Annotated in this window: 4 protein-coding genes; 3 read left to right on the top strand and 1 reads right to left on the bottom strand. The window is 65.2% G+C overall.

Translation table 11 applies throughout. The features are described 5' to 3' along the window. Positions 1–34: 34 nt before the first annotated feature. From ACLH0I_RS13460 to ACLH0I_RS13450, 3 genes are read left to right on the top strand one after another with little or no spacing between them, the layout of a single operon-like run. On the top strand, positions 35–10,234 hold the full coding sequence (locus ACLH0I_RS13460; RefSeq protein ID WP_411387335.1) for an amino acid adenylation domain-containing protein: 10,200 nt from the start codon (positions 35–37) through the stop codon (positions 10,232–10,234). Then, the gene (locus tag ACLH0I_RS13455; protein ID WP_411387334.1) at positions 10,231–14,061 is read left to right on the top strand and encodes a non-ribosomal peptide synthetase; all 3,831 of its coding nucleotides are present in this window, start codon (positions 10,231–10,233) and stop codon (positions 14,059–14,061) included. Before ACLH0I_RS13460 ends, ACLH0I_RS13455 begins: the two co-directional genes overlap by 4 nt. 1 nt (position 14,062) lies before the next feature. Then, positions 14,063–15,709 (top strand): cyclic peptide export ABC transporter, encoded by a 1,647-nt coding sequence (locus tag ACLH0I_RS13450; protein ID WP_411387333.1) that lies wholly within the window; start codon positions 14,063–14,065, stop codon positions 15,707–15,709. Positions 15,710–16,661: 952 nt separating this feature from the next. On the opposite strand, the gene fhuF is transcribed toward ACLH0I_RS13450, so the two are convergent. Continuing rightward, positions 16,662–17,345 (bottom strand): siderophore-iron reductase FhuF, encoded by a 684-nt coding sequence (gene fhuF, locus ACLH0I_RS13445; RefSeq protein WP_250963381.1) that lies wholly within the window; start codon positions 17,343–17,345, stop codon positions 16,662–16,664. Positions 17,346–17,538 lie beyond the last annotated feature (193 nt).

The raw sequence follows: 17,538 nt of genomic DNA, 5'->3' as shown, positions 1-17,538 counted from the left end.
GAGTTTTCAAGACTTTGAAATGGACCAAGCAAGCATGAACAACATCGAAGACATCTACTCCCTTTCGCCGACCCAGCACGGCCTGTTGTTCCACAGCGTCTATGAACCGGATTCGCGGGTCTATTACCAGCAATTGAGCCTGGACATGAACGGCCCGCTGCAACTGAGCGCGTTTCGCCGCGCCTGGCAGGCGCTGATGCAGCGCCACGCCGTGCTGCGCAGTGCATTTCTCTGGGAAGAACTGGACGATGCCTATCAGGTGGTGCAACAGGACGTGCCATTGCCCCTGACCGAACTGGACTGGCAAGACCGCGCCGAGCCCCAGGCCGCGCTGGAACAGTTGGCGCTGGAACAGCGGGCACAACCGCTGGAGCTGAACGACTCGCCACTGATGCGCGTGTGCCTGGTGCACCTGGCCCCCGAACGCTGGCATCTGATCTGGACCTTCCATCACATCCTCATGGATGGCTGGAGCGTCGGCATTGCCGTCCAGGAATGGCTGGCGCTGTACTACGAACACGCCCATGGCCGCCCCGCCGACCTGGCGCCGACCCGCCCTTACCGGGACTACATCGCCTGGCTGGCGGAACAGGACATGGCCGCCACCGAAGGCTTCTGGCGCGAGCAGTTGCAGGACGTCAGCGAACCAACGCCGCTGCCCACTTTCGCCGTACGCCAGCCCGCACCTGCGGGGGCACCCTTCGCCGAGCGGGAAAACCTGCTGACGGCCAGCGAAACCGAGCAGCTGGCAAGCTTTGCCCGCCAGCACGACCTGACCATCAACACCTTGATCCAGGGCGCCTGGGCATTGCTGCTGGGCCAACACGCCGGGCGTGACGACGTGGTCTATGGCGTCACTGTCGCCGGTCGTCCGGAGAACCTGGCGGCGGTGGACAGCACCGTCGGGCTGTTCATCAATACCCTGCCGCTGCGCGTGCAATGGGCCGACGCGCCGACGCTGGTGACCTGGCTGCAACATTTGCAGCAAGCCAACAGCGATCTGCGCCACCACGCCTACCTGCCGCTGGGCAAGCTCAAGTCGATGACGCGCATCGCCGCTGAACAGGCGCTGTTCGACTCGATCCTGGTGTTCGAGAACTTCCCGGTCACCGACGCGCTCAACCAGGACACCGGCGGCTTGAGCTTCAGTGCCCCGAGCAACGACCAGCAGGTCGACGGCATCACCCTTACCCAAGGCCGCAACCACTTCCCGTTGTCGCTGATCGTGGTGCCGGACAAGCAACTGCACTACTTGATCAGCTACGACCGCAATCGCTTCAGCGATGCCGAGGTCGCGGTGTTGTCGGCACAGTTGCGCGCCATCCTGTTGGCGATGACGGCGCAAGCGCAGCGCCGGGTCAGCGAGCTGGAGTGGCTGAGCCCTGAAGAACGCCAGCAACTGCTCGCGCAGGGGCGCGGCGTGCAACTGCCGGTGCCTTCCGCATGCCTGCACCAGCGCTTCGAACAACAAGTGGCCGCCTACCCGGAACACTTGGCGGTCCGCGACCGTCAGGTCGCCCTGACCTACCGTGAACTGGACCAGCAGGCCAACCGCCTCAGCCAATACTTGCGCACCCAGGGCATCGGCCAGGACAGCGTCGTGGCACTGGCCCTTGAACGCAGCGCCGAATTCGTGATCGCCCTGCTGGCCACCCTCAAGGCTGGCGCCGCCTATCTGCCGCTGGACCTCAAGCAGCCCGCCGGGCGCCTGGCCGACGTGCTGGTGGACAGCCGCGCCGCGCTGCTGGTCGGCGCTGCCGCCTCGCCCCTGCTCAACGGCCTGGCCGAGCACACGCCGACGCTGTGGCTGGCGGAACAGGCCGACGCCATCGCCGCCCAGCCAGACACACCACCAACCGTGCCCCACAGTCCGACTGATGCCGCGTACGTGATCTACACCTCGGGCTCCACCGGCACCCCCAAGGGTGTGGTGGTCGAGCACCAGTCCATCGTCGATTACCTGACGGCGGTGCACGCGGTACTCAACCCGCCGCCGGCGGCCCGCTACGGCTTGCTGTCGAGCATCGCCGCCGACCTGGGCCACACCCAACTGTTCGGCGCCCTGTGCAGCGGCGCCAGCCTGTTGCTGGTGGATGAAGACAGCGGTTTCAGCCCCCTGGCACTGGCCGAACTCTTCGCCCAACACCCGGTGGATGTGCTGAAGATCACCCCGAGCCATCTGGCCGGCCTGTTGCAGGCGCTGCCCGATGCCCGCCTGTTGCCGCGCGCCTTGCTGGTCTTCGGTGGCGACGCCCTCAGCCCGGCGCTGCTGGAACAGGTCAACCGCCTGGCGCCAGGGCTGCGGGTGTTCAACCACTATGGGCCGAGCGAAGCGACAGTCGGGGCGATTGCCACCGAACTGCCCGCGGGCCTGCGCAGCATCGCCCTCGGCCGGCCACTGCCGAATCGTCAATTGCAAGTCGTGGACGCCAACGGTCGCCTGGTGCCCACCGGGGTGTCCGGTGAGCTGCTGATCAACGGCGCCCTGGCCCGGGGTTACCTGCACCGCCCAGACCTGACTGCCGAACGCTTCCACCTCGACGCGGACCAGCAACGCTGGTACCGCACCGGCGATCGTGTGCGCTGGCAAGTAGACGGCCAACTGGCGTTCCTCGGCCGGGTCGACAACCAGGTCAAGATCCGTGGCAATCGCCTGGAGCTGGGCGAAGTCGAAGCGCAGATCAAGCGCCTGTCGCCGCTGATCGAACAGGCGCTGGTCCGCGCCGTGGAACTGGACGGCAGCCTGCGCCTGGTGGCTTACCTCGTCGCCAGCCAGTCGCTGTCCGCCACGAAACTGCGCAACGACCTGGGTGCGCGGGTGCCGGACTACATGGTGCCGGCGCACTTCATCACCCTCGACGAACTGCCCCTCACCCGTAACGGCAAGGTCGATGTGCAGCGCTTGCCGCTCCCGCACAAACCCACGGACGACAGCGCCACCCACGTTGCCCCGCGCAATGAAGTCGAAGCGCAACTGGCCGCCATCTGGCAAGACGTCCTGAAGCTGGAACGTGTCGGCGTGCACGACAACTTCTTCGCCCTGGGCGGCGACTCGATCATCAACTTGCAGATCATTGCCCGCGCCAACCAGCAAGGGCTGAAACTCACGCCCCGCCAGCTCTTCGAGAACCGTACCATCGCCGACATCGCCCGCGTGCTGGGCGCCGATGCCAGCCAGGGCGTGGCGCACGAGAGTGCCGATGGCTATGAACTGCCACTGTCCGCCGGACAACTCGCACGCCTGCAACAAGGGCCATTGCACGCCACCTGGCGTTGCGTGGCGTTGACCCAGGCCATCGACAGCGAGCTGCTGACCCAGGCCATCAGCGCCTTGCAGCAACATCACCAGGCCCTGCGCCTGGCGCTCAAGGCCCTGCCGGAGGGCGAGTGGCAGCAACAGGTCCTGGTCGCGGCCAAGGCCCCGGTGATCGCCACCGAGAAACTGGCGACCTGCGCCCCGGCACACCTGCAAGCCCTGGCCCAGGCCGGTGTCGACGCGCTGGAACTGGAGGCTGGCCAAAGCCTGCATGCCCGTCTGCTGGAAGTGGACGGCAAATATTCGCTGCTACTGGCCGCACATCCGCTGTGCCTGGACGAAGCGTCCTGGTCGCTGCTGCTGACCGACCTCAACCTGGCCTTGGCGCAACTGCGTTATCAGCGGCCAGTGCGCCTGTCCTACGCCGGTGGCGACTTCACCCAGTGGACGCGGCACCAACTGGCCCATGCCCAGGGCGATGCCTTGGACGAGGCCTGGGAACATTGGCTGCAATACGCCGGCGTGGAACCGCTGCAACTGCCTGACAGCCAACAGCCGGCCAGCGTGAACGAACAAACCCTGCCAGCCGTCACCTCAGGCGAACTCAAGCGCCTGGGCGAAGTGCTGCAACTGGACTGGAACAGCCTGTTGGCCGCTGCCGTGGCCGAACAGTGCCGCGAGTCGTGCGGCGATGGCCTGGTCGCCCTGAGCGTGCACGATGCGCGGCCGAGTGCCGAGCGCCTGCCGGTCGATGCGCCGATTGCCGTGGCCGACCTCGATCCGGCACGCATCATGGGCCCGTTGGCCCTGGCCGTGCCTTACTTCCTCCAGACCGAAGGCGACAGCCTCCTGCAACGCTTGCAGGCACTGGCCGCGCAGATCCGCGCCTACCCGCAACACGGCGTCGACTATGGCGCCTTGCGCTACCTGTCGGACAACACCTACCTGCAAGAACCGCTGCGCGACCTGCCCGCGGCATCGGTCGCCATCCGCTGGCTGGGCAACTTCGACAGCCACCGCGAAGAACGCGGCATCCTGGCCCAGGTCGAAGCCGCAAGCCCATTGACAACGCCGACTTGCCCGCTGACCCTGGACGCCTGGTGGCAGGATGACTGCCTGCACGTACGCAGCCAAGGCACCCTCGCCGCCGACTGGGCACCACGTCTTGCACAACGCCTGGGCGAACTCGCCGGGCTGGCCAGCGCTGCCGACCTGCGCCCTGCCAGCCAGGCGTTCCCGCTGTGCCACAAGCAAGCGGCGACCCTGGCGGCCGAACCGCTGGACTGGCTGAACATCGAGGACGTCTACCCGCTGTCGTCGATGCAACAAGGCATGCTCCTGCACACCCTGCTGCAACCCCACAGCGGCATCTACCTGATGCAGCAACGCTACAGCTGGGATGGGGCCTTGCAGCGCCCGGCGATGGAAGCCGCGTGGCAGCTGTTCCTCGAGCGCCATCCGATGATGCGCACCGCGTTCTGGTGGCAGGACGACCATGAGCCGCTGCAATGTGTGTATCGCCAAACCCACCGGGCGTTCGACTGGCAGGACTTGCGCCACCTCGACGAAGAGCAACAGCGCCTGGCGATGGATCAGGCCCTCGAAGCACAACGCCTGCAAGGTTTCGACATGGCCTGTGCGCCGTTGACCCACCTGCGGGTGTTCCAACTCGATGAGCGACGCTTCGCCGTGGTGCGCAGCTTCCACCACATCCTGACCGACGCCTGGTGCTTCGGCCTGCTGATGGAAGACCTGCTGGCGATCTACCAGGCCATCGTGCGCCAGGAGCCGGTGGCCCGTCCGCGCCTGCGCTCGTTCCGCGGCTACATGAGCTGGTTGGAACGCCATGACATGGCTGCCGCCCACGCGTTCTGGCAAGCCGAAATGGCCGGTTTCAGCGAGCCAACGCCGCTGCATGTGGACAGCCCGGTGGCCCGCCCGGAGCAGGCACCGGAACAGGTCGGCGACTTCGACCAGACCCTGAGCATCGCCCAGACCCAGCGTCTGCAGCAGCTGTGCCAGCAATACCAACTGACACCCAACACCTGGATCCAGGGCGCCTGGGCGCTGTTGTTGTCGCGCTACAGCGGCAACCGCGACGTGCTGTTCGGCGTGACCGTCGCCGGCCGCCCGACCGACCTCGCCGGTGTAGAAGAAATGGTCGGGCTGTTCATCAACAGCCTGCCACTGCGCATCGATGTCGACCCGCAGGCGCCAGTGGCCGACTGGCTGCAAGCGCTGCTGTCCCACAATGCGCAGTTGCGCGAACATGAAAGCGCATCGTTGGTGGACATCCAGCGTTGCAGCCAAGTGCCGCGCGGCCAGCAGTTGTTCGACAGCCTGGTGGTGTTCGAGAACGCGCCGTTGGACATCAGCAGCGTGCAACTGGATGCCTTCAGCATCGACATCTATGAAGACCGCGTGCACACCAACTTCCCAATGACGGTGGTGTTGTACCCCGGCGACCGCCTGGGCATTCGCCTGTCCTACGACAGCCAGCGTTTCACCACGGACACCGTGCAACGCATGCTCGGGCACTTGGTGCAGTTGCTTTCGGGCATGCTCGAGACACCGCAGGCGCCCCTGGGCAGCTTGCACATGCTGCCCGAGGCCGAACGTCGGCAGTTGCAGATCGACTGCAACCGCAGCGACGTCGACTTCCCCCTGGAGCGCGGCTATGCGGCGCTGTTCGCCGAGCAAGTGCGCAGTCGCCCGCAACACCTGGCCGCCATCTGCCAGGGGCAATCACTGACCTACGCCGAACTCGACCGCCGTGCCAATGCCATCGCCCATGCGTTGCAAGCCGCCGGCGCCGGCCCGGAAACCCTGGTGGCGCTGTTCGCCGAGCGTGGCCTGGCGCTGCTGACGATGATGATCGCCACGCTCAAGGTCGGCGCGGCGTTCCAGTCGCTGGATATCCAACAGCCCCACGCCCGCCTGGCGGAACTGCTGGACCTGGGTGAAGCGCCGCTGTTGCTGGTGTGCGAGCACGCAGCCTCGACACTGGACAATGTCCTGCCGCAAATGCGCAAGCAACCCACCTGCCTGATCGCCCAGGCGCTCTGGCAAGGCAACGAGCAGCCACCGGTCACCTACGCCCACACCCCTGAGCAACTGGCCTACGTGATTTTCACTTCCGGTTCCACCGGTACGCCAAAAGGCGTGATGGTCGAACAGCGAGGCATGCTCAACAACATGTTCGGCAAGGTCCCGAGCCTGGGCCTGGGTGAGCACGACCGGATTGCCCAGACCGCTTCGGCGGCGTTCGATATCAGCGTGTGGCAGTTCCTCGCCGCGCCGCTGTTCGGCGCCACCGTGCACATCCTGCCCGATGCCCAGGCCCACGACCCCGTGGCCCTGCTCGACGCTGTTGAAGAACATCAGCTGACCCTGCTGGAAACCGTGCCGGCGCTGATTCGCGGCATGCTCCAGGAAAGCCAGGCGCACCACGCCCTGGCGAGCCTGCGCTGGCTCCTGCCCACCGGAGAGGCATTGCCACCGGCCCTGGCGCGGGACTGGTTCGCCCGCTTCCCGGCGATTGCGTTGATGAACGCCTACGGTCCCGCCGAGTGCTCGGACGACGTCGCCTTCTACCCCATCACCGAAGCGCCAGCCGACGACTGCCTGCACATGCCCATCGGCAAGCCGACCGCCAATAACCAGGTGTTCGTCCTCGATTCAGACCTGCGCATGGTTCCCATCGGCGTGCCGGGTGAGTTGTGCATCGGCGGTGTCGGCGTCGGTCGCGGCTACCTGCGCGATCCGCAACGCACCCGCGAAGCCTTTGTCCCGCACCCATTCCAGGCCGATGCGCGCCTGTATCGCAGTGGTGATATCGGCCGGATGCGCGCCGATGGCGTGATCGAATACCTCGGCCGTCGCGACCAGCAAGTGAAGATCCGTGGTCACCGCATCGAACTGGGCGAAATCGAAAACCGCCTGATGCAGCACCCGGCAGTGGACAGCGCGGCGGTGCTGGCGCTGCCCGATGCCCGTGGCGCGTTGCAACTGGTGGCCTGGTACGTGCTCGACGAAGCGGCCGACCTGGGCGGCGAGTCCACGCAACAGGCCTTGAGCGCTTACCTGGGCCAGCAACTGGCAAGCTACATGGTCCCGGCTCGTTGGCTGGCCCTTGAGCAATTGCCACTGAACGCCAATGGCAAGGTCGACCGTCGTGCCCTCACCGCCCTGGGCGTCCCCAAGGACGAAACGGCGCAGGCGCAATCCATGGCACCGCGCACGCCGACCGAACAGGTCCTGGCCGAACTCTGGCAAGAGATTCTCGGCCTCGACAACGTGGGTGTGCACGACGACTTCTTCGCCATCGGCGGTCACTCATTGCTGGCCACCCAGGTGTTGTCGCGGATTCGTCGACGGTTGAACGTGAACCTGCCGCTGCGCACGCTGTTCGAGCGTGGCACCCTCGAGCAACTGGCCGACGCGGTGGATCGACAGCGCGACGCCCAGAGCGAGGCCGACGGCGACAGCGAAATCGCCCTGGCGCCGCGTAACCAGCCGTTGCCGCTGTCCTACAGCCAGCAACGGTTGTGGTTCCTGGATCGCTTCGAAGGCCCTAGCGCCGCCTACAACATGACCACCACCGTCAGGCTGCGTGGCGCGCTGGATGTCGCGGCCCTGCAAGGAGCCTTGCAAGCGGTGTTCGAACGCCATGAGTCCTTGCGCACCGCGTTCCACCTCCACGGCGACCAGCCTTGCCAGGTCATCAGCCCGGCGCCGATGGTCGACTTGACACCCACCGAGCTGAGTCACCTCGCCAGCGAGGAACAGGCGCAAACCCTGCAACGCCTGATCGATGAACAGGCCGGGCGTCCGTTCGATCTGCAACAGGCGCCGATGCTGCGCGCCAACCTGCTGCACTTGGGAAGCGACGATCACGTGCTGCAACTGGTGCTGCATCACATCGCCACGGACGCCTGGTCCATGGGCATCCTGATGCAGGAGTTGATCGTCGGCTACCAGGCCCGCACCAGCGGCTCGACGCCGGTGCTGCCAGTGTTGCCGATCCAGTTCGCCGACTATGCCTACTGGCAACGCAGCGAAGCGCAACAGCGCCTGCTGGGCCGGGCCATCGACTACTGGCGTCGCCAGCTCGACGGCGCGCCCACGGTGATCCCGCTGCCGCTTGACCAGCCACGCCCGGCACGTCCCGACTACCAGGGCGCGGCCCTGGAGCAACGCTTCACCGCCGCCCAGACGCAGGTGCTCAAGGCCTATGCGCAGGCACAACGGGCGACGCTGTTCATGGTCCTGCTCAACGCCTTCAACAGCCTGTTGCAGCGGGCCACCGGGGCCAATGACTTTATCGTCGGCACCGACCTGGCCAACCGCGAACATCCGGCCCTGGAACACCTCATCGGGTTCTTCGTCAACGTGTTGCCGATCCGTGCCCGCCTGAGCGAAGGCGAAACCTTCGACACCCGCCTGCAACGCTTGCGCGAAGATTGCCTGTCGGCGTTCCAGCACCAGCAAGTGCCGTTCGACAAACTGGTAGAGGAACTGCAGCCGCCGCGTACGCCAGGGGTCAATCCGCTGGTCCAGGTGTTGTTCGTCATGCAGAACACACCCAGCGGCAATGCCAGCCTGCCGGACCTTGAGGTGGAACACTTGGTATCGCCCCAGGAGAGCAGCAAGTTCGACCTCGCCGTGTTTGTCGAAGAAGACGAGGAACAAGGGCTGAACGTGCGCTGGGTGTATCGCACCAGTGTGTTGCAAGAGCAGACCATCCAGCGCCTAGAACAAGGTTTCGAGCACCTGTTGGAGCAGCTCGTCGTGGCCCCGGCGCAAGCGCTGGACCAATGGTCGTGGCGCCTTGAGGGCGGCAATGCCAGCGCACCGTCCCAGCCTGAAGCGTCGCTCGACGAGGCCTCGGCCCGCAGCGCGCGCAAGCAGTCGAAACTGAGCAAGCTCAAGCAGACCCGCGCAACCGCCGTGAGCCAGGTGGCCCACGAGCAGGTCCGTACCCGCACCCTCGACGCCGGGCAAGCCTTGCCGTTGGTGATCGAGCCCTTGCTCGGCGACCTGGACCCGGTGCACTGGGCGCTGCAAGCCCGGGAATGGATCAACGCCCAACTGCTGACCCACGGCGGCCTGTTGTTCCGCGGTTTCAACCTGCCGGATGCCGCCGCTTTCGAGCAGTTCGCCCAGGCCATCGAGCCCGACCTCTACGGGACCTACGGCGACCTGCCGAAGAACACTTCCGGCAAGAACATCTACCACTCCACGCCGTACCCGGAACAGCACATGATTCTCTTCCACAACGAGAGCTCCCATCTGCCGCAGTGGCCACGCAAGCAGTGGTTCTACTGCGAAACACCGGCGCCACGTGGCGGCTGCACGCCCATCGTCGATTGCCGGCAGGTGCTGGCGCGCTTGCCCGAGGATATCGTCGCTCGCTTCAAGGCCCTGGGGCTGCTTTACGTGCGGCACTTCACCGACAAGCTGGATGTGCGCTGGCAGGACTTCTTCAAGACCGAACAGCGCGAGGAAGTCGAGCGCCAATGCCTGGCATCAGGCATGCGCTGGGAGTGGCTGGGGGCCGACAACCTGCGGATCGCCCAGCATTGCCCGGCCATCGTCGCGCATCCCGAGACCGGGGAGTTGTCGTTCTTCAATCAGGTGCAACTGCACCACACCGCCTGCCTGGAGCCGGAAGTGCGCAGCAACCTGATCAGCCTGTTCGGCCCCGGGCACCTGCCCCGCAACGTCTACTACGGTGACGGCAGCGTGATCGAAGACGCCGTGATGCAGGTGATCGGCGCGGCCTATGAAGACTGCGCGGTACGTTTCAGTTGGCAAAAGGGTGACATGGTGATGCTGGACAACATGCTGGTGGCCCACGCTCGGGATCCCTTCGAGGGCGAGCGCAAGATCTGCGTCGCCATGGGCCAGATGATGCGCCGTGAACAATTGACCGGCGGCCTGCCCGAAGCGCAGCCGACTGCGGAGGTGCAGGCATGAGCGCCTTCGAGAAACGTGAAGAAGCCTTCGCCCTCTCGCCCCAGCAACGCAGCCAGTGGTTGGCGGGGTTGCCCGCAGTGCGCCTGGAACTGGAAATAACAGGCCCGTTGGCCCTTGAGCGCCTGCGCCAACGGCTCGTCGCCCTGAGCGACTGCCATGAGGCCCTGCGCCTGCGGGTGCGGCCTGGGCCGGGCTTGCTGATGCCGTTGCAAGTGGTGGAATCCACCGTCATGGCCGCGGACGCCATCAGCGTCGAGGCGCACGCGGTCGGCGACGATCGCCACCGGGTGACGCTGCAACTGCCGGCGCTGAGCGCGGATCGCGGGACCCTGCTGCGCCTGGCGCAGGCATTGGCCTCGACGGATGCGCCGACGCTGGATGACGAGGCCATGACGTATACCCAGTACAGCGCCTGGCTCTACGAATTGCAGGCCGATGAAGACGCCGAGCCTGGCCGGCGTTTCTGGGCCAGCCAGGCCCTGGACGAGCCGGCCGCCGGCGAGTTGCTCTACCGCCAGGTACGCAGCGACCGCCCTGGCGCCCCGGTGACCACTCGCCTGAGCGCCGATCCACAGTTGAGCGTGGCCCTCGACGGTTTTTGCCAACGTCACGACGCCTCGCCCGAGCAGATCCTGATGACGGCCTGGGGCGTGCTGTTGCAACGCCTGAGTACCGGTGACAACCCGGCACTGACCCTGAACTGGGTCCACGATTGCCGCGACGACTATGAAGAACTCGCCGACTGCTGGGGCTTGTTCGCCAAGCCCCTGCCCCTGCGCTGGCAACCGGCGGCGGCTAGCCCGTTTGCCCAGGCGCTGGCAGACCTGCAAGCGCTCTGCGAACACGCCACGGAGTGGCAGGAGTACTGCGGCGTCAGCGCTGCATTGCCGACCGAGGCTTCGCAGTACGGCTTCCAGTGGGGAGGGCAACTGCCCGATCGACTCGACACCCTGGGCAGCCTGGCATCGACACTCACGGTGCTGGACGTACAAGCCATCCCTGCGGGCATGGAGCTGCTACTGTTGGTCGAAACCAGCGCCGGCGGTTATCGCCTGAACCTCTGCCACCTGCCGGGTCGCTACAGCGAACAAGCCGCACGGGTCTTACTGGAGCAGTTCCAATCGCTGCTGCTCGATGCCCTCGCCCACCCCGACAAACCCCTGGCCGAGCTGTCCTTGCAGGCGCCGAGCTTCACCGCGACGCTGGCCGCCCTGCAGGACGATGTCGCCGTGTTGCCGTTTACCAGCGTGCCGGCCGGTTTCGATGCCTGTGCCGCACAGTTCCCCGAGCACTTGGCCCTGCGCGACCACAACGGGCCACTGAGCTACGCCCAATTGCAGGCGCGCAGCAACCAGCTGGCCCATTACCTGCGCGCCCAGGGCGTGGGTCGCGAAGATCGCGTGGCGTTGTACCTGGATCGCTCGGCGCAGATGGTCCTGGCCATGCTCGCCGTGCTCAAGAGCGGCGCGGCATTCGTTCCCCTGGATGTGCATCAGCCGGCGCAACGCTCCCTGGCGATCCTGCAACAGGCCCAGCCGGTCTTCATCCTTAGCGGTTCGGCCGGGAGCGCCCCCGCGTTGCCCGGCATCGGCAGCCTCGACCTGAGTGATGAAGCGACTTGGCAGCAAGCGCCTGCCACGGCAATCGACGCCGAAGTCCAAGACCAGGACGCGGCCTATGTGCTGTTCACCTCCGGCAGCACCGGCACGCCCAAAGGCGTGATCGTCGAGCATCGGCAACTGGCCAGCTATGTCACAAGCGTGTCCCGGCGCCTGGCCCTGGGCGTGGGCGAACGCAGTGCGGTGGTCACTTCGCTGGCCGCCGACCTGGGCTACACGTTGCTGTTCCCGGCGCTGCTCAGCGGCGGCGAATTGCACCTGCTGGACAAGGAAACGGCAATGGACGCCCAAGCCTGGGCAGCCTGGCAGGCGCAGTACCCGATCGACCACCTGAAGGTCGTGCCGTCGTTGCTCGACGCCTGGTTGATTCACGCTCAGAGCGCTGCGGTGTTGCCGCGCAAGCAGTTGATTCTCGGTGGCGAAAGCTGCTCGCGGCGCCTGCTGCAAAGCATTCGCAGCCTCGCGCCGGCGCTGACGGTCTTCAACCATTACGGCCCGACCGAAACCACCGTGGGGGTGGTGATGCACAAAGCCGAACCGGCCATGGATTATCGCCGCCTGCCCCTGAGCGACCGCCTCGACGGCATGCGCCTGTACCTGCTCGACGAGCAGCAAGCGCTGGCCGCTCCCGGGCAGAGCGCCGAGCTGTATATCGCCGGCCCGCAACTGGCTCGCGGTTACTTGGACGCACAGCAAAATACCGGACGTTTCATCGAACTGGCGCAACGGCCAGGTGAACGCCTCTATCGCACCGGCGACATGGCCCGCTACCGCCATGACGGCAGCCTGGAGATCACCGGGCGCGCCGACCGCCAAGTGAAAATCCGTGGTTTCCGCGTGGAGCTCGATGAGATCCAGGCACAGCTGGCCGGCCTTCCCGGCGTGGCCCAGGCCGCGGTCGAATGCATCCCCCGAGGCGAGCTCGGCCAGCAACTGTTCGCCTTCATGACCCTGGCACCCGGGCATTCGACCACGGTCGCGCGGCTGCATGGCCAGGCCCAGGATTGCTTGCCGGACTACATGCTGCCGACGCTGCGGATCGTCGAGGCATTGCCGCTGATGGGCAACGGCAAACTCGACCGCAAGACGTTGCAGCAATGGGCCGACAAAGTGCTCGACACCGTCGGCAGCGCCTTGCCGCGTACACCGCTGGAAGCCCTGCTCGCCGAGGTCTGGGCACAGGTGCTGGGCCTGGAGCGGGTGGGCATCGACGACGACTTCTTCGAGCTGGGCGGCCACTCCCTGGCGGCGGTGACGCTTGCCAGCCGCTTGCAGACCGCGCTGTCGGCACCGGTGACGGTCAATGCGGTGTTCAACGCCCCGAGCGTTTCGGCATTTGCCGCACTGGTGCAGGCCGAACTCAAGCTTTCGCCGCTGGTGCGGTTGTCGGCGCCCAACGCCGTTGAAGCCGCCCATCTGTTCTGCTTCCACCCCTCCACCGGCCACGTGCAGGATTACCGCACGCTGCTGACGCCGCTGGCGGCCTGGCACCTGTGGGGCTTGCAGGCGGCGTACCTGACCGACGACAGCACGACGCTGGGCGGCGATATCGAAAGCCTCGCCGCGTGCTACGTCGAGCACCTGCGCCAACAGCAACCCCAGGGGCCTTATCACCTGCTGGGGTTCTCCCTCGGCGGCCTGCTGGCGATTGCCGCGGCCGCGCGCCTGGAAAGCCAGGGCGAAGAAGTGGCGTTTCTCGGTATCATCGACTCGCAATACCAGCATCAAGCGCCGGAAGACAGTGTCGAAGCGCTGCTGGAATCAGCTTCCCAAGCGCTGACGCTGGACAGCCAGGCCGTGTTACGCCAGTTGCCAACGCCGATCATGACCGCGTTACTGGCGCAACTGGACGCCCTGCCCCCGGCGGCACGCTTGCCGGAACTGGTCCAGTGGGCACGGCAACAAGGCCTGCAACTCAATGGCGACAGTTGGGAGCACCTGCAGACGCGTCTAAACTACCAGCAGCATACGCAGCACCTGCTGGCCACGTTCAAGCCCGTACGGTTGAGCTGCCCGGTGCATGTCTGGTGGGCCAGCGATACCCTGGCCCAGGCTGAGTTCGCCGACCCGCATTGGGAAAACCTCAGCAGTGGGCCGTTGACCCGCGAGGTCATCGCTGCGCAACACCTGACCATCCTTGAGCAACGCGCCCTGCACGAACAATTGGCGGCGCGCCTCACGGCCATTGCTACACACGGAGCGGTTTGAAATGGATCTGTTGTTACTCATGGCTAAACGCTCCTGGCGCGCACTGCTGGTGGCGACCCTCACGGGTCTGACCTGCGGCCTCGCGGCAGCCGGCCTGATCGCCAACATCAACCACAGCCTGGAGGTGTTCGATACGCTGCGCCCGGTGGATGGCCTGCTCTTCGCCGGCCTGGTGGTGTTGGTCGCGGTGTCGCGGATCATCTCCGACATCAGCCTGCTGCGCCTGGGCCAGGCGGCGGTCAACGACATGCGCCTGCACCTGAGCGCCAAGCTGATCGACACGCCCTACGCGCAATTGCAGCGCCTGGGCAAGCATCGCCTGCTGGCGATGCTTACCGACGATACGCAAACCATCAGCCAGGCCGTGGAGTTGGTGCCGATCCTGTTGGTCAACGTCGGGATCATCGCCGCGTGCCTCGCCTACCTGGGCTGGCTCAGCATGCCGCTGCTCGGCCTGACACTGCTGCTGATCGCCTTGGGCAGCCTGAGCTTTCACTGGCCGCAACGCCGGGCCCTGACCTCGATCTCCCGTGCTCGTGAGCTCAAGGACCAGTTGTTCAATCAATACCGCCTGCTCACCGATGGCAGCAAGGAACTGCAACTCAACCATCCGCGCCGGCAGCACTTCTTCACCCGCCTGCTGATACCGGTGAGCCAGCAATACCGCCGCGATTTTGTCCGAGGCATGAGCATCTACGCCCTGGTCCTGAACTGGGGCAATGCCGTGTTCTACCTGCTGATCGGCGTGGTGTTGTTCGCCGCGCCGCATTTCATCGACCTGAGCGCGAGCCTGGTCACCGGCTATATCCTGGCGATCCTCTACATGATCACGCCATTGTCGGAACTGATGCATGCCTTGCCGACCCTCGGCCGGGCCAGCGTGGCCCTGAACAAGATCCGCGCCCTGGAAGGCGAGATGCAAACCGCCGACGAGACCCTCGACACGATCTCGCCGACCCAGGTCCGCAGCCTGGTGTGCCGCCAGGTCACCCACACCTACTACCGCGAGCGCGAGGACGGGCACTTCACCCTGGGCCCCATCGACGTCACCCTCAATGCCGGCGAAGTGGTGTTCATCACCGGCGGCAACGGCAGCGGCAAGACCACCCTGGCCTTGTTGCTGACCGGGCTGTACCGGCCGGAAAGCGGCGAGATCATGCTCGACGAGCAAGTCTCCTCGAGCAATGACAACCACCATTACCGGCAGCACTTCTCGGCGATCTTCACCGACTTCTGCCTGTTCGAGAACCTGTTCGATGGCGACGATCCGCACTTGGTGAAACAGGCGCAGGACTACCTGGTCCACCTACAGCTGGACCATAAGGTGCAAATCGAGGAAGGCAAGCTGACAACCCTGGCGCTGTCCACCGGGCAACGCAAGCGCCTGGCGCTGCTCAGCGCCTATCTGGACGACCGCCCGTGCTATCTGTTCGACGAATGGGCCGCCGACCAGGACCCGGTGTTCAAGCACTTTTTCTACACCCGGATCCTGCCGGACCTGCGCGAGCGCGGCAAACTGCTGATCGTCATTTCCCATGACGACGCCTACTTCGGCCTGGCCGACCGGTTGATCCGCATCGAACACGGTAAGCTCAGCGAAGTTGCCCCACAGGCTGATGCGATGCGTGTGGTCGAAATGCTGTCTTGAGGAAATCCTGAACACTGGGTAGTGCTGTTGACTTAGAAAAACGGCGCTTGTTTCAGAAATGAAAAGCGCCGTTGTTTTTGGGGTAGTGTGCATATCCGTTGCTGCGGTAACGGCCACTAAGGGTTCCGCCCTTACGGCGGGTCACTTTCGAAAAGCGCGAAAGTAACCAAAGCGCTCATGCCCCACCACTCGTTGCCTCGCTAGGGCTCGGCATGCCTGAACGAAGGCATTGCTCCGTGGGCCGCCGCGAAGGGCCATCCATGGCCCAGCGCGGCTAACCCGGCATCCATGCCGGGTTGCCCACTGCACAACGCCTCCGTTCAGCCATCGTGGTTAACGGGGCGTCCGAGATCAACGTCCACCACGAGGCGGCCTAACAGCCGACCTGGTTCTTGGTGAGACCGCGTTTCCCCTGTAGGAGCGAGCCTGCTCGCGAAGACGATGTGTCAGTTTGCGGTGATGTTGGATGTGCCGGCCTCATCGCGAGCAGGCTCGCTCCCACAGGGTTCTGCGGCGTATGTGCATTTTTGTGGTTGCCGAAAATCCATGTGGGAGCGAGCTTGCTCGCGATAGCGGCGGCTCAGCCACATAAAATGTCGGCTTGTACCCCGCTCTTGCTCTTGCTCATGCTCTTGCTTTGGATCTTGATCTTGATCTCGACGCCCCGTTAACCACGATGGCCGAACGCAGGCATTGCGCAGTGGGCACCTCGGCATGGATGCCGAGGTAGCCGCGCTGGGCCATGGATGGCCCTTCGCGGCGGCCCACGGAGCAATGCCGGAGTGAGGGCATGCCGAGCCCTAGCGAGGCACCGAGTGGTGGGGCAAAGCGTTTTTGGTTACTTTTGGCGCTTTTCCAAAAGTGACCCGCTGTAAAAGCGGAACCATAAGTCGCCGTTACCGCAGCAACGGATATGCACCCAATCCAATCCAACCCAAAAGAAAACGACGCCCTACTCATAGATGTAATGCAGGTAACTCACCTGCTCCGCCACTGGCAGGCGGTGCAGCTTGGGGCAGGATTCGCAGAGCACGGGCGGTTGGCCTTCGACCGGCTCGTGCAGTTGGTAATGCAGGCAGCAATGCCGGCGCAAGGGCAAGCTGGGGCAAATCTGCGGCGCCGGTGACTCGACCATGCGTTGCAGACCCCGCAGTTTCAAGCGGCCATTGTTCACCGTGACGGGCTCCAGCCACTGGTGCGCCTCGGCGAAACCCTCCCTGGACAGGTCCGGGTCCATCCTGGCGAAGGCGCCGTCCCAGATGGCGACGAAGTTGCCCCACAATATTTTCGGGGCCAGGCCACCGGCGGCGGCCAATGTGCTGAACAGTGGCGCCAGGTGCTCATGGACCAACCGTGACCAGTAAGCCGCCCGGTCATCCGCGGCCAAGTCCGACAGCCCGGCAGCCAGGCCCAGCGCCGCCGGTTGGCCGTCGTCGTGCAACAGCTGCGCGTCCTCGCCCCAGAACTCGATGGCGCAGCGACGCGTCAACACGCAGGCCAGGGTGGCGGGCAAGACAATGCTCATGTAGTTCATCGACCACTGCGACACCACGGCGGCACGGTTCACCCCCGGGTAACGCAGGGCGAATCGGGTCAGCAAGGGTTGCAGCACGGCAGGATCGGCAAGCTGGCTCAACGCGATGGAAGGCTGATCGCCAGGTGCCTGCCGGATGACCCGCTGTATCGGCGGCCAGGCCTGGTTAAGCCATTCTGGAAATTCGATAACGGGGCTCCCGTGGCTTTCCCTAATTAATGCAAACGATTAGCATTGGCTGATCCTATCCTCCCTCCCCTGCAAACTCAACGTCGTTAGCGACCAGGCTCATCAA

It is taken from the genome of Pseudomonas sp. MPB03 (genome assembly GCF_046605385.1).
Taxonomy (GTDB): Bacteria; Pseudomonadota; Gammaproteobacteria; order Pseudomonadales; family Pseudomonadaceae; genus Aquipseudomonas; species Aquipseudomonas zanjanensis.
This window is presented reverse-complemented; position numbering and strand designations above follow the sequence as displayed.